The sequence below is a fragment of the Telluria sp. LT1R51-2 genome, from assembly GCF_059685775.1.
Map to the genome: position 1 here is coordinate 151,711 of NZ_JCASIM010000001.1, position 13,729 is coordinate 165,439.

General features: G+C 66.3%; 17 protein-coding genes. 9 read left to right on the plus strand and 8 right to left on the minus strand.

All coding sequences use genetic code 11. The features are described from left to right. Positions 1 to 122: 122 nt before the first annotated feature. The 5 genes from AC56LH_RS00700 to AC56LH_RS00720 form a co-directional block, all read right to left on the minus strand. Positions 123 to 800 (minus strand): TorF family putative porin, encoded by a 678-nt coding sequence (locus tag AC56LH_RS00700; RefSeq protein ID WP_499643161.1) that lies wholly within the window; start codon positions 798 to 800, stop codon positions 123 to 125. Then, entirely contained in the window at positions 752 to 2,020 is a 1,269-nt protein-coding gene (locus AC56LH_RS00705; RefSeq protein WP_499643163.1) for a S8 family peptidase, read from the minus strand. The genes AC56LH_RS00700 and AC56LH_RS00705 overlap by 49 nt, the downstream gene beginning before the upstream one ends. Further along, positions 2,017 to 2,676 (minus strand): zf-HC2 domain-containing protein, encoded by a 660-nt coding sequence (locus AC56LH_RS00710; protein WP_499643165.1) that lies wholly within the window; start codon positions 2,674 to 2,676, stop codon positions 2,017 to 2,019. Before AC56LH_RS00710 ends, AC56LH_RS00705 begins: the two co-directional genes overlap by 4 nt. Beyond that, on the minus strand, positions 2,673 to 3,260 hold the full coding sequence (locus tag AC56LH_RS00715) for an RNA polymerase sigma factor (RefSeq protein ID WP_499643167.1): 588 nt from the start codon (positions 3,258 to 3,260) through the stop codon (positions 2,673 to 2,675). Before AC56LH_RS00715 ends, AC56LH_RS00710 begins: the two co-directional genes overlap by 4 nt. A 126-nt stretch (positions 3,261 to 3,386) precedes the next feature. Next, on the minus strand, positions 3,387 to 4,289 hold the full coding sequence (locus AC56LH_RS00720) for a DMT family transporter (RefSeq protein ID WP_499643169.1): 903 nt from the start codon (positions 4,287 to 4,289) through the stop codon (positions 3,387 to 3,389). A 94-nt stretch (positions 4,290 to 4,383) separates the two neighbouring features. Between AC56LH_RS00720 and AC56LH_RS00725 the strand changes: the two genes are divergently transcribed. After that, entirely contained in the window at positions 4,384 to 5,337 is a 954-nt protein-coding gene (locus tag AC56LH_RS00725) for a LysR family transcriptional regulator (RefSeq protein ID WP_499643171.1), read from the plus strand. On the opposite strand, the gene AC56LH_RS00730 is transcribed toward AC56LH_RS00725, so the two are convergent. Genes AC56LH_RS00730 through AC56LH_RS00740 form a run of 3 tightly spaced genes read right to left on the minus strand, consistent with a single transcriptional unit; the run spans position 5,334 to position 7,358 of the window. After that, positions 5,334 to 6,080 (minus strand): SDR family oxidoreductase, encoded by a 747-nt coding sequence (locus AC56LH_RS00730; RefSeq protein ID WP_499643173.1) that lies wholly within the window; start codon positions 6,078 to 6,080, stop codon positions 5,334 to 5,336. The two genes, AC56LH_RS00725 and AC56LH_RS00730, sit on opposite strands and share 4 nt — an antisense overlap. 27 nt (positions 6,081 to 6,107) lie before the next feature. Further along, the gene (locus AC56LH_RS00735; RefSeq protein ID WP_499643175.1) at positions 6,108 to 6,800 is read right to left on the minus strand and encodes a 2OG-Fe(II) oxygenase; all 693 of its coding nucleotides are present in this window, start codon (positions 6,798 to 6,800) and stop codon (positions 6,108 to 6,110) included. Positions 6,801 to 6,803: 3 nt separating this feature from the next. Beyond that, positions 6,804 to 7,358 carry a cob(I)yrinic acid a,c-diamide adenosyltransferase gene (locus AC56LH_RS00740; RefSeq protein ID WP_499643177.1) on the minus strand — a complete coding sequence of 185 codons (555 nt, stop codon included), beginning with the start codon at positions 7,356 to 7,358 and terminating at the stop codon, positions 6,804 to 6,806. Between the two features lie 80 nt (positions 7,359 to 7,438). Here AC56LH_RS00740 and AC56LH_RS00745 point away from each other — a divergent pair, with 80 nt between their 5' ends. From AC56LH_RS00745 to AC56LH_RS00780, 8 genes are all read left to right on the plus strand, one after another. After that, the gene (locus AC56LH_RS00745) at positions 7,439 to 8,920 is read left to right on the plus strand and encodes an FAD-linked oxidase C-terminal domain-containing protein (RefSeq protein ID WP_499643179.1); all 1,482 of its coding nucleotides are present in this window, start codon (positions 7,439 to 7,441) and stop codon (positions 8,918 to 8,920) included. Next, positions 8,920 to 9,978, plus strand: a complete 1,059-nt coding sequence (gene glcE / locus AC56LH_RS00750; protein ID WP_499643181.1) for a glycolate oxidase subunit GlcE — start codon at positions 8,920 to 8,922, stop codon at positions 9,976 to 9,978. The genes AC56LH_RS00745 and glcE overlap by 1 nt, the downstream gene beginning before the upstream one ends. A gap of 12 nt (positions 9,979 to 9,990) precedes the next feature. Beyond that, positions 9,991 to 11,238, plus strand: coding sequence for a glycolate oxidase subunit GlcF (gene glcF, locus AC56LH_RS00755; protein WP_499643183.1), 1,248 nt, complete (start codon positions 9,991 to 9,993; stop codon positions 11,236 to 11,238). Positions 11,239 to 11,339: 101 nt separating this feature from the next. Beyond that, complete coding sequence (locus tag AC56LH_RS00760; RefSeq protein ID WP_258836609.1) at positions 11,340 to 11,639, plus strand: type II toxin-antitoxin system Phd/YefM family antitoxin; 300 nt, start codon at positions 11,340 to 11,342, stop codon at positions 11,637 to 11,639. Further along, on the plus strand, positions 11,614 to 11,871 hold the full coding sequence (locus AC56LH_RS00765; RefSeq protein WP_258836608.1) for a Txe/YoeB family addiction module toxin: 258 nt from the start codon (positions 11,614 to 11,616) through the stop codon (positions 11,869 to 11,871). The genes AC56LH_RS00760 and AC56LH_RS00765 overlap by 26 nt, the downstream gene beginning before the upstream one ends. 96 nt (positions 11,872 to 11,967) lie before the next feature. Beyond that, positions 11,968 to 12,282, plus strand: a complete 315-nt coding sequence (locus tag AC56LH_RS00770) for a hypothetical protein (RefSeq protein WP_332532633.1) — start codon at positions 11,968 to 11,970, stop codon at positions 12,280 to 12,282. A 72-nt stretch (positions 12,283 to 12,354) separates the two neighbouring features. Next, the gene (locus AC56LH_RS00775) at positions 12,355 to 12,819 is read left to right on the plus strand and encodes a hypothetical protein (RefSeq protein ID WP_499643185.1); all 465 of its coding nucleotides are present in this window, start codon (positions 12,355 to 12,357) and stop codon (positions 12,817 to 12,819) included. Then, positions 12,819 to 13,718, plus strand: coding sequence for a DUF2145 domain-containing protein (locus AC56LH_RS00780; RefSeq protein ID WP_499643187.1), 900 nt, complete (start codon positions 12,819 to 12,821; stop codon positions 13,716 to 13,718). The genes AC56LH_RS00775 and AC56LH_RS00780 overlap by 1 nt, the downstream gene beginning before the upstream one ends. Positions 13,719 to 13,729 lie beyond the last annotated feature (11 nt).

Genomic DNA, 13,729 nt, shown 5'->3' on the forward strand with positions numbered 1-13,729 from the left:
TCCGTTGTCGGAACGTGGCGCCCGATGCGCTGGTGTTCTGAACCGTTAATACCCTGGTGCACGGCCAGGGTTCAAAGAAGATCAACAAATTTTTCAACCCGATACGGGTACGCGGCGAGACGTCAGAAATGGTAGCTGGCGCTGGCCGTGAATGCACTTGGCTTCGGGAAGTCAGGCAGGTAAGTCCGCCAGCGCGCCTGCCAGCCGGCCTGCAGCGTGACGTCCCCAACGTCGGTCACGAGCGCGATGCGCACGTCGGCGCTGTCCTTGGCCGCGACGCCGTCATAGGCAAACGGATGCAGCACGCCGACGTGGGCGGCCAGGCGCACTGTGTCGGTCAGGGGATAGGCACCGCTCAGGTCAAGATAGACGCTGCGCCCCTCGCCATAGTAGGCAGGGGAGTAGAACACGCGCACGCTGGCGCGTTGCAGCGCCACGCCGGTATAGAACTCGTGGTAATTGCGGCCGCGATCGCGCAGGTAGGTATTGCGCGTGATGCCCGCATCCCATGACAGTGTCGACGTCAGTCTGCAGGCCCTGCCGGCATAGGCGGTCAGCTGGCCCTGCGTGCGGTTGTCGAGCGTGACGGGCGACGCAAACGCGCCGCCGTACCAGCCTGCGGCGGTGTCGTGTTCGAGCCGCAATTGCAGCGCGGGGCGCGTGTACAGCGCGACGCCGCGGCCGGCATATTCCGAGACCAGCGTCAGGTCGCCACTGGTCTGGGCCCGCGCGACCTTGTACAGCGGCAGGGTCAGCGCAAGCGCAAGGAAGATGGCGCCGTGGCGACGGTGGAAGGGCATAGGCAGACGCAGGTGTCAGCTGCCCGTGACAGGGCGGCACATGCGTCAATGTTACCACCCGTCCGCGCTGCCACGGCGCCGTCCGGCTGGCGCCGCAGGGTCTGTGCGACCGTACCCGGTTGGCGCTCGGCCAGCAGCGCCGCGAGGCCAGCCACGTGCGCCGCCGCGTACGACGAGCCGGACACCATGTGCCAACGCTTGCCCGGCGCGCAGGTCGGGATGTCGGTCCCTGGCGCGTACACCAGCGTCGACGGCGCCGGGTGGTGGTCGCCTGGCCGCGCGACCCCGATCACGCCCGGCAGCGCGGCCGGGAAGCCGCCGTCGGGCAGGCGCGGATCGGCCGCTGCCACCACGATGACGCCGCGCGCCAGCGCCGCCTGCAGCAATGCTTGCAGCAGGCGGTCGGCTGGCCCGGCCAGGCTCAGGTTGATGATGCGGGCGCCGTTTTCGAGGGCGTAGTTGATTGCCTTGCCCAGCGTGAGGCTGTTGCAGCGCGCGGGCCGCGCACCGGTTTCCCAGCAGGCGCGCAGGGCCATCAGTTTGACCCCCGGCGCCACGCCGGCGATGCCCGCGCCATTGCCGGCCAGTGCGCCGATGATGCCAGCGACCGCCGTGCCATGGACTTCGGCGACATCACCGCTGTCGTCAACGAAGTTGCGGCGCACCTTGATGCGGCCAACCAGATCGGGGTGGTCGGCATCGACACCGCTGTCGATCACGGCGACGCTCACGTTGCGTCCCGTGCTGACGCGGTGCAGGTCGGTCAGGTGCCAGTCGTGGCCCGCCGGCTGCAGCGGGTACAGCGGATCGCCACCATCCTGTGCCTGATAGTCGGCCAGCGGCTGGGCCCATGCCACGCGTGCGTCGTGCGACAGCGCGGCCACCACGGGCCCGATCGGCGCATCGTCAGGTTCTTCCATCACGAAGCAGTCGACGCCGATCGCCGGCATCGGCCAGCTGTCGAGGAGGCGCAAACCGTGGGCAGCGGCGATGTCCCCCGCCACGCGGCGGCGCGCGGCGCTGCCGCCATCCTTCAGGTAGCCGCCGCCGTACGATGCATCGGGGCGAAAGTGCTGGGCCGGCAAGCGCAGCATCACCAGCACCTGACGGCGCGCGGCCTGCGCCAATGGGTCGGCGTGGTCCTGTGCGTGCGCCGGCATGCCCAGGACCACGCCGAGCAGGGCGGCGATCAGGGTCACGCACGCGAGCAGGCGGTTCATGGGCTGGCCTGGACGCCGAGCGGCTCGGCCAGCGTGACAGCCGATTCGGTGCGCAGGCGCGCCGCGACATCGGCCGGCGCTTGCGCGCTGCCCAGCATCCACGAGCCCGTGACCGTCGGGCCACCGACGATGTGCGCGCCGCTGGCTGTCACGATGCGGCGCAGTTCATGTTCCGGCGTGGCCGGCTTGAAGGTCACGGCCACGATGCTGTCTGCCCCGGTCTCGGCGCCGAGCACGCGGTACGCGTCGTCCTGCACCGCCACCTGCGTGTCGCCGGACGGGCGCACCAGCAGCGCGCCCAGCACGACGATGGCGCAGAATTGCAGGCCCACGGCGACGCGTAGCCAGCGTCCGTCATTGGCGGCAAGGCGCGTGCGCCAGCCGGGGATGACCGGCGCTGCATCCGCCGGCGTCACCGCATCGAGCTGCGGCAGCAGGCGCGCGAACGCCTTGTCCACGTCCAGACCTGGCGCGGGCAGGTCGGCGACATCCTGCAGCGTGTACAGCGTATCGAGATCGGCGCGGCATGTGGCGCAGATAGCCAGGTGCGCCTGGACGCGCTGCAGCTCTGCGCCGTCGAGGCGACCGTTGGCCAGCCAGGGCAGCAAGTCCTGCGCCTCGCGGTGCGCGGCCTCGCGATCGGACAGTTCGGTCATGACCGCACCTCGATCTGGCCTTCCAGCAGCACGGCCAGGCGCTTGCGGGCATGGAACAGGCGGGTTTTGATGGTATTCACTGGGCACTCCATGATCTCGGCAATCTCTGTGTAACTCATGTCATGATAAAAAGTCAGCTGGAACGCAGTACGCTGCGCCAGCGGCAATTGGGCCAGCGCGGCGTGGACCGCACCGGTCAGCTGCACCTGCGCCAGTTGCCAGTCGGGCCGGTCGGCCTCGATACCCTCGCGTTCGTCGACGCCGGCGTCGACCGGCTCGTCCAGCGCCTGCAGGCTTTTGCAGGCACGCCGGTAGGCAATGGCAAAGATCCACGTCGAGACCTTGCTGCTGCCATTGAATGTCGCCGCCTTGCGCCAGACCACCAGCAGCGTGTCGTTGACGATTTCCTCGATCAGCGGCGCGCTGCGCGTCATGCGCTGCAGGAAGCGCGCCAGCCGTGGGTGGTAGACCCGGTACAGCGTTTCGAAGGCGCGCCGGTCGCCCGTTGCGACACGCTCGATGAGTTCCGCTTCGTCGTGCTCGGCGCGCGCCGTGGCCGGTCTGGCGTCAAATCGTCGTTCCACGCACGTCCTCTCGTTCTTCTACGGTAGATACCCCGCCACGCCGAAAAGGTTCATGGCGTCGTCACGATTGTCGAATGGGGGCACGCTGCATGCTAACTGACAGTCGCAGGGCAGCGTGCAGCTTTTTCAGGATTTGGCGGTGCGAGTGCACAGATACACGGCGCCGGCCGTAACGGCGAAACCGGCGATCGACAGGGCGTCAAGCCGCTCGCCGAGGATCGCGAATCCCATCAGCGCCGTCGTTCCCGGGATCAGGTAGAACAGGCTGGCGACCCGGCTCGCGTCGCCGCGCCGCATCATCAGGAACAACAGGCTGACGGCGCCAATGGAATTGACGACCGACAGCCAGCCGGACGCCAGGATCAGCGTCGGCGTCCATGCGACCTGCCAGCCTTCGAGACCCAGTGCCAGCGGCAACGCGACGGCGGTGGCCACCGCCAGCTGGATGCAGCCGCCGGTGCGCAGATCCAGGCCGGCGCAGTATTTCTTCTGGTACAGCGTGCCGAGCGTGATGCCGGCCAGGGCCAGCAACACGGCGCCGATCCCGGCGGCGCCCGTGTGCCAGGCGACGCCCTTGCCAAGCGCCACCAGCAGCACACCGGCGACGCCTGCGATGAGACCCATCCACTGGCGCACGCCAACGCGTTCCTGCAGGAACGCGCCCGCTCCGAATGCCGTACACAAGGGCATCGCGCCAATGATCAGGGCCGAGACGCCTGCGCTCACGCCCAGTTTCAGGCCCGTGTACAGGCCACCGAACTGCAGCGCCTGGACCAGCAGCCCGACGACGACGAGATGCACGTACTGCGCGCGCTGGCGCGGCCACGGCGCGCGGGTGACGATGGCCACGAGCAGCAGCGCCAGCGCCGCCAGGCCAAAGCGCAGCACCAGCAATGTGAACGGGCCGGCGAAGGGCAGGGCCAGCTTGCCGACAACGTAGCCGGAACTCCACATCAGGATGAACAGCATGGGCAGCACAAGCACGGGTGGCGCCAGGCTGACGGGAAGGGCAGTACGCAACGTGGTCATGATGGTCTCCGGTGGTGAGAAGACAGCATACGACCCCCTGTTTGCCGATACAATCCTCTGTAATTACAACACATTGTTTCCAACAGGGATACACATGCCCGGGTTAACGCCACGCGACTTTTCGGATATCTGGGCCTTCGTGCGGGTCGTCGATGCTGGCAGCTTTTCGGAAGCAGCGCGCCAGATGGGCACCACCAAAGCCAGCATCAGCAAGGCGGTCGCGCGGCTGGAGGCGGCGTTGCAGGTCAAGCTGCTGAACCGGTCGACACGTCGGATTGGCCTGAGCGAAGCGGGCCGAGACATCCATCAGCATGCGTTGCGAATGGTCGAGGAGGCCCGCGCCATCGAATCCACCGCTGCAGGTCAGCAGTCCGGGCCGGGCGGCACGCTGCGCGTGTCTACGTCGATGGCATTCGGGAATGCGCAGCTGGCAGCGCTGCTGCCGGCATTCATGGCGCGTTACCCGGATGTGCGCGTGGTCTTGCAACTGCAGGACCGGTATGTCGACCTGGTCGAAGAAAGCATCGATGTCGCCCTGCGGCTGAGTCCAAAGGTCGATCTGATGAGCGCCGTTGCGCGGCCGGTCGCGCCACTGAACTACGTGCTGGCCGCGTCACCGGGCTACCTCGAACAGTATGGTGTGCCCGCCGATCTCGCCGCGCTGCATGAGCACCGCTGCCTGACCTTCGGCGACAGCGGCCCGGCGGGCGGCTGGCAATTCGATGTGGCAGGCGCGCGCGTGCAGTTCAAGCCCGCCGCTGCGCTGGCCATCAACAGCAGCCAGGCCTTGCGCGAGGCGATGCTTGGCGGCGCCGGCATAGCGTTGTTGCCGACCTTTGTCGTGGGCGAGGATATGTGCGCCGGGCGCGCCTTCCATGTGCTGCCGGCGCTTGCGCCGGTGGGCATGTTCGGCACGCACGTGCTGGCGGTGTACCGTGAAAACCGCTTCCTGCCGCAGAAGGTCAGGGTGTTCATCGACTTCGTGCTCGAGCACTTCGGCGAGCATCCGCCCTGGGATGCGTTCCTTCGCCGCACTGCAAGCCGTTAGACGATCCCGCCATTGACCCGCAACGTCTGGCCATTGACCCAGGCGCCCTGCGGGCCGACCAGAAACGCCACCGTATCGGCAATATCGTCCGGTGTGCCGAGCCGTTCGAGCGGCGCCATCTTGCCCAGGCGCTCGACCAGCTCGGGTGTCTTGCCTTCCATGAACAGGTCGGTCGCCGTCGGCCCCGGGGCCACGGCCGTCACCGAGATTCCCTTGCCGCGCAATTCCTTGGCAAAGATATTGGTGAACGTCTCAACCGCTGCTTTCGAGCCGGCGTAAATGGCGTAGCCGGGCAGCGCCAGGCCGATCACGCTGCTGGAAAAATTGACGATGCGGCCGTTGGCGCGCATGCGTGTGGCGGCCAGGCGCAGCATGTTGAACGTGCCGCGCGTGTTGATGGCGAAGATGCGCTCGTACAGGGCGTCGTCGGTATCGGCCAGCATGGTCGTGCCGGGCTGGATGACGCCGGCGTTGTTGATCACGATGTCGACGCCGCCATACTCCGCCTCGGTCGCATCGAACAGCCGCGCGCAATCGCTAGCATTGGCCACATCGCCCTGCAGCGCAATGGCCCGCCCGCCGGCGGCCTCGATGGCCTGCACGACGTCGTCGGCATCGCTGGCGCGGTGGGCGTAGTTGACGACAACGGCGATACTGTCTTGCGCCAGGCGCAGCGCAATGGCCCGGCCGATGCCGCGCGAGGCGCCTGTGACGATGGCGACTTTACTTGTATTGGTGTCCATGCTTGCCTTCTTGGTGATCAAGGTGATTTATGCGAACAGCGTCTCGGCGCGCTGGTACAGGATCCACGACGTGGCGATGTACTTGTCGCCACTGGTCGTCACATTGCCACGGTGTGTGTGCGTGAAGCCCGCCGGTGCGATGACCAGGCGGCCTTGTTTGGGGGCGATCTTGCGGCCCTGGTACAGGAACTCGGTCTCGCCGCCCTCGGCCACATCGTTCAGGTAGACCATCCACAGCAGCACGCGATGAAGCGATTCGCAGCTTGCGTTTTGCGGATAGATCTCGGAATGCCAATGGTGATAGCCGCCGCTGCCGCGCAGGTATTTTTGCAGATTGATCGTGCCGGGCCGGTACAGCACGCGCAGCAACTCATCGATGTTGGGGCGCCCCAGTTCGTCGAAGTTGGCCATCGACAGCACGGTCGGCACGCCCGTCACGGGATGCTCGAGCGTGGGCGAGAGTGACCCCATCAGCAGCATCCGATAGCGTTCGGCGTAGGCAGCCAGGTGGCGCGCCATCGTGTCCACCAGCATGCCGGTGGCATCGGCCCACTCGGGATGCTGGTTGATCGTGATGTCGTAACTGTCCTTCTTGACGACATCGACGCCGTTGCCTGTCTGGCCGCGCACCACCTTGTCGCTGGCGTCGAAGCGCTCCATGAGCGCTTCGCACTGCTGCGCGGTGAGCGCGTCGTCATAGACGCCGATGAAGTCGTCCATGACTTATTTGGCCTTGCGCTCGTGATTCCATAGCACGTCACTGCCACCGGCGAAGCGGTTCAATACGCGCGCCAGCACGAACATCAGGTCGGACAGGCGATTGACGTACTGGCGCGGGTGCGCGTGAATCTCTTCTGCCTTCGACAGCGCGACGATCGCGCGTTCGGCGCGCCGGCACACCGTGCGGCACAGGTGCGCCGTGGACGCCGCGCGCGAACCGGCCGGGAGGATGAACTCCTTCAGCACCGGCAGGTCAGCGTTGTATTTCTCGAGCATGGTGTCAAGGCGCAGCACGTGTTCTTCCTTGATCATCTGGTAGCCCGGGATGCACAGCTCACCGCCCAGGTCGAACAGGTCGTGCTGGATGCCCACGAGCTCGTCGCGCAGATCCGCCGGCATGTCTTCGCACAGCAGCAGGCCGACAAAGGAATTGAGTTCGTCGACTTCGCCCAGCGCGTGGATGCGCGCGCTGTCCTTGCCGGTGCGGCTACCGTCGCCGAGGCCAGTGCTGCCGTCGTCGCCGGTGCGGGTTGCTATCTTTGAGAGGCGGTTGCCCATGATGTTCTCTTATGCAGTAGGGTGAAAATACGATGGCACGAGGATACGACAAAACCTGCCGATTTGCTTACAATCGACCCATGTCTTCGTCCACTCCAGCCTTGTCTGACCGACGTGCGCAGGTCGTCGCCGCGCTCCTGGCGCGCGTGCCTGCGGCGTGCGTCCTGTTTGCGCCCGAAGACACGCGGCCCTACGAATGCGATGGCCTGGCCGCCTACCGCCAGTTGCCCATGGTCGTGACGCTGCCGACCGACGAAGAACAGGTACTGGCCATCCTGGCGGTGTGCCGCGCACTGAACGTGCCGGTGGTTCCGCGCGGCGCCGGCACCGGCCTGTCGGGCGGCGCGTTGCCGATCCACGATGGCGTCGTGCTCTCGACCGCGCGCATGAACGCCATCAAGCGGGTCGACCATCTGGCCCGTACCGCCGTCGTGCAGCCTGGCGTGCGCAACCTGGCCATTTCCGAAGCCGCCGCCAGCCACGGCCTGTATTACGCGCCCGATCCGTCGTCGCAGATTGCCTGCACCATCGGCGGCAACGTGGCCGAAAATGCGGGCGGCGTGCATTGCCTCAAATACGGCCTGACGATCCACAACGTGCTGCGCGTGCGCGTAGCCACGATCGAGGGCGACATCGTCGAACTGGGCGGGGGCGCGCTCGATGCGCCGGGCCTGGATCTGCTGGCCGTGTTCATCGGTTCGGAAGGCATGCTCGGCATCGTGGTCGAGGTGACCGTGAAACTGGTGCCCAAGCCGGCGCTGGCGCAGGTCATCATGGCCTCGTTTGCCGACGTGGTCACGGCCGGCAATGCGGTGGCCGACGTCATTGCGGCCGGCATTATCCCGGCGGGCCTCGAGATGATGGACCGCACCTCGGTGCGCATGGTCGAACCGTTCGTCAAGGCCGGTTACGACCTGGACGCCGCTGCGATCCTGCTGTGCGAAGCCGATGGCACGGCGCTCGAAGTGGCCGAGGAAATCAGCCGCATGAGCGCGGTGCTGGCGCGCGCCGGCGCCACCGCGATTACCGTCTCGCAGAGCGAAGCGGAGCGCGGGCGCTTCTGGTCGGGCCGCAAGAATGCGTTCCCAGCGGCGGGGCGCATCTCACCCGATTACTACTGCATGGACGGCACCATCCCCCGCAAGCAGCTCGCGCGCGTGCTGGCCGGGATCGCGGCGATGGAAGTCACGTACGGCCTGCGCTGCTCGAACGTGTTTCATGCGGGCGACGGCAATATGCATCCGCTGATCCTGTTCGACGCCAGCGTGCCGGGCGAATTCGATCGCGCCGAAGCCTTCGGCGCGGCCATCCTGGCGCTGTGCGTCGAGGTGGGCGGCACCATCACGGGCGAGCACGGCGTGGGCATGGAAAAGATCGGGTCGATGTGCGTGCAGTTCGGACGCAAGGAGCTCGACGCCTTCTTCGCCGTCAAGCACGCGTTCGATCCGTGCGCGCTGCTCAACCCCGACAAGGCCATCCCCACGCCGCACCGCTGCGCCGAATTCGGCAAGCTGCACGTGCACCACGGCCAGGTGCCGTTTCCAGAATTGCCGCGCTTCTGATGAACACCATCGAACACTTCCAGCAGCAGGTCAGGGCGGCCGCCGCCAGCGGGCAGGCCCTGTGCATCCGTGGCGGAGGCACCAAGGACTGGTACGGTGGCGCGCCGGCAGGCGCCATCCTCGATACACGCGCCCATACCGGCATCGTCGACTACGAGCCGACCGAACTCGTGATCACGGCGCGCTGCGGCACGCCGCTGGCCGAGATCGAGGCCGCGCTGGCAGAACGCAACCAGATGCTGGCGTTCGAGCCGCCGCATTTTGGCCCGCATGCCACGCTGGGTGGCGTGATTGCGGGCGGCTTGTGCGGCCCGCGCCGCGCGACGGGTGGCGCCGCGCGCGACTTCGTGCTGGGCGCGACACTGCTCGATGGCCGCGGCGACGTGCTGGCCTTCGGCGGGCGCGTCATGAAAAACGTGGCCGGCTACGATGTCTCGCGCATGCTGGCTGGTTCGCTCGGCACGCTGGGCGTGCTGCTGGAAGTCTCGGTCAAGGTGCTGCCACGGCCTTTTGCCGAAACCACGCTGCGGTTTGCATTGAACGAGATCGACGCGCTGCGATTCCTGAACACGTGGGGCGGCCAGCCATTACCCATCTCCGCCAGTGCCTGGGCCGACGGCGAACTGGCGCTGCGCTTGTCGGGCGCCGAGGCAGCGGTCGATGCCGCCGTGCGAGGTCTGGGTGGCGAGGTGATGCCGGAGCCCGATGCGTTCTGGCACGCCGTGCGCGAACAACGCACGGCGTTCTTTGACGGCGACGGTGCGCTGTGGCGCCTGTCGGTGCCATCCACCACGGGCGCGCTGGTGCTGGGCGGCGCGCAGATGATCGAATGGGGCGGCGCCCAGCGCTGGTTGCTCGCCGATGGTGACGCAGATACTGCGCAGGCGATCCGGCGCACCGCGCAGGCCTGTGGCGGCCATGCGACGCTGTTCCGGGACGGCGACAAGTCGGCCGGCGTGTTCCAGCCGCTCGCGCCCGCGCTGGCGCGCATTCATGCGCGCATGAAAGACGCGTTCGACCCCGCGCATATCTTCAACCCCGGCCGCATGTATCCATAAGGCGCACAAGACATGCAAACCACGTTGGCCGATTTCATCAAGGGCACGCGCGAGGGCACCGAGGCCGAGGCGATCCTGCGATCCTGCGTGCACTGCGGCTTCTGCACCGCCACCTGTCCGACCTACCAGTTGCTGGGCGACGAACTCGATGGCCCGCGCGGGCGCATCTACCTGATCAAGAGCGTGCTCGAAGGTGCCGAACCAACCCGCAAGACCCAGTTGCACCTGGACCGCTGCCTGACATGCCTGAACTGCGAAACCACGTGCCCGTCGGGCGTGAAGTACGGGCGCCTGCTCGACATCGGCCGCAAGCTGGTCGACGAGCGCGTGGCGCGGCCCCTGGGCGAGCGGTTCACGCGCACGACGCTCAAGGCCTGCCTGCCGCATGCGGGCCTGGCCACGCCGGCATTCAAAGCGGGACGCCTGCTGCGGCCCCTGTTGCCGGAGAAGCTGCAAGCCAAGTTGCCGCCCGTGCGCGCGGCGGGCCGCTGGCCGACACGCGTCCACCCGCGCAAGATGCTGGTCCTCGATGGCTGCGTGCAGCCCGGGATGGCGCCCAACATCAATGCCGCTGCCGCGCGCGTGCTCGACGCGCTGGGCGTGCAACTGAGCGTGGCACCAAAGGCCGGCTGCTGCGGCGCGCTGCGCTATCACATGAACGACCAGGACGGCGGGCTGGACGACATGCGCCGCAATATCGATGCCTGGTGGCCAAGCGTGGAAAACGGCGCGGTCGAGGCGATCGTCATGACCGCGTCGGGCTGCGGCGTCACCGTCAAGGAATACGGCCATCTGCTGGCGCACGATCCGGCATACGCCGCGCGGGCAGAACGAATCAGCGCGATCACGCGCGACCTGTCGGAAGTCCTAGCGCTGTTCCAGGACCGCATCGCCGCACTGGCAAAAGGGAAGGGCGGCCCGCCCGTGGCGTACCACCCGCCGTGCACACTGCAGCATGGCCAGCAAATCCGGGGCAAGGTTGAAGGCGTGCTGCAGGCGGCCGGCGTGGCCGTGGTGCTGTGCGCCGACAACCACCTGTGCTGCGGTTCGGCCGGCACCTATTCGGTGCTCCAGCCGGCCATCTCGCTCGCGCTGCGCGAGCGCAAACTGGCCAGCCTGACCGCGACGGGAGCCGACCACATCGTGTCGGCCAATATCGGGTGCATCGCTCATCTGCAGGGAGGGACCGCGACGCCTGTGACGCACTGGATCGAGCTGCTTGAGCAGAAATTGACCTGCTCGATTGCCATTTCTCATTGACTGGCACTTGCTAATATCCATTCCTGCACTATACTTGTACGACATATGGGACAAGTTTAAGCAATGTCGCCGGTCCTTTAAGAACAGCATAGGAGGTGCGCATGAGAATCATCAATTTTTCTGAGGCCCGCAACAGCCTCAGGAATGTCATCGACCAGGTCGTCGATGATGCTGACGTGACTGTTATCTCCAGGCGCGATGCGCCCGATGCTGTCGTCATGTCGTTCGAGTATTACAGCAGCCTGATGGAGACGGTTCATTTGCTCAGCTCACCGGCAAATGCAGCGCATTTGGCCAAGTCGATTGCTCAAGCACGTGCAGGTGAAGCGAAGCAGCGGGAGTTGTTAGCGCCATCCAGCGCCGAGGAATCGAAAAATGCGCACGCTGAAGTTCACGGATGAGGGCTGGGACAGTTATGTATATTGGCAAACGCAAGACAGAAAGACGCTCAAACGCATCAACGATCTTGTGAAAGACGTGCAACGAGATCCATTTGCTGGCATTGGGAAACCAGAGCCCTTGAAGCATGGCTTGAGCGGATGCTGGTCGCGCCGCATCGATGAATCCAATCGGTTTGTCTACATGGTCAATGACGTGGAACTGATCGTCATCTCTTGTCGTTATCATTACTGATTCGGGAGCGTCCGCCGGACATCGGGCGACTGCAGCAACGTGGCGAGCGTGGTAGCATCGCCCCGACCCCAGCAACGAACACCAGCAGGAACGATCTTGAGCTTTACCTTTCAACTCGTGCGCGAGGACGAAGACAGTCCGCGCGCAATCGTCTTCGAAGACAGCAGTACCCCGGGCCTCGTCCCCGTATGGGAAGCAGCCGGCGTCTACGACGCGCTCTACAACAGCGATGGCCAGTTGGCGCGCGACGTGTCGCGCCGGCTGGCGTATGGCGTCGACCGGCTGAACGACGACCCCGGGCTTGCCAACCTGCTGCCGCCCGGCCTGTCGATGGATGTCGCAATCCGCTTCCTGGACAACGTCACCCGTGCCTGCATCACCCACGGCGCGGCCCGCATTCAGACGCGATAAAATTGCCCTATGGTCATTCGGCGCAAGGGCTTGTACCATAGGAGCGTTCTGCTCGCTAAATGAAAGAGTGCCATGACCTTGCCTATCCTCTCCCGCACGCTGTGCCTGACCCTGTTCGCCGCGGCCTGCACTGCGCCCGCGCAGGCTGACAGCTTCGCGTCGTCCGCGTCCAGCGCCGGCTCGGCGTCGTCGGCCAGCATTTCCGATTCGGTCAGCGGTTCCAGCAACAGCTCGAGCGACAACGACAAGGTCGCCGCTGGCCAGTACCGCGTGATCAATATCGCGCACGCCCCAAATAAACCCGATACCACCCGCCTGACCCTGCGTGCAACCGCCGCCGGCCAGGCGCGCTCGTTCGAGCTCGATGTGCCCAACCGCGCCCTCGCGACGCGCACCGTGATCGCGGGCGACGTGGTGCAGGTCAATGAGCGCGCCTACGGCTACGAATTCGCCTACGCCGACACCCAGCGGCCATTCTTCCTGGCGCTGCAGGACGAGTGGTACCGCGAACTGGGCTCGCGCAAAGTCACGATCTGATGCTCGTGCGCCGGGCGGCGCTGGCGCTGCTGTTGTGTGCGAGCGGCAGTGCCTGGGCCGGCTTTCCCACCTTCTGCGAACGCTCCCGTGAGCTCAACGCGACCGAGCAGGACCGCGTGCTGCGCTTTGCCGGCGTCGTCAAGCAGGAGCTGGCGCGCTCGAACCGCAAGGTCGCACTGATTGCGCGCGCCGGCACGGACCTGAGCCGCTTCGATCTGGTGTATTCACACGCCGGCGTCGCACTGCGCGACACGCCGGGCGGCCCATGGGCCGTGCGCCAGCTGTATTACGAATGCGACGAGGCGCGCCCGTACATCTTCGACCAGGGCATCGCCGGCTTCGCGCTCGGCGCCGACGCACCGGGCAAGGGCCATATTGCCTTGTTGTTCCTGCCGGATGACGACAGCGCATCGCTCGAACGCGCCGCCCGCGACAAGGCATTGGCGCTGGCGCTGCTGGCCGGTCAATACAGTGCCAACGCCTATGCCTACGGCACCAAGTACCAGAACTGCAACCAGTGGGTGGCCGAGCTGATGGCCAGCGCCTGGGGCAGGGCGGCAGGTGACGGCAACGCGCGCAAAGATGCGCAGGCCTGGCTGCGCGCGAACGATTACGTCCCCGGCCCCGTCAAGGTCCCGTCGCACTTTACGATGTTCGCCGGGCAGTTCGTGCCGCTCGTGCACGTGGACGACCACCCGGTGGAAGACCTGCACGCGTTGTCGCTGCAGGTCAGCGTGCCGGCCTCGATCGAGGCGTTCGTGCAGCGCCGCGCGCCCGAGACGCAGCGCGTGGAAATCTGCCACGACGAACGCCGCATCGTCGTGCGGCGCGGCTGGACGCCGCTGGGCGCAAGCTGCGAGCCGCAGTCCGGCGATGAAGTGATCGCCATTGCGCCTTGAGCGCTGGCGCA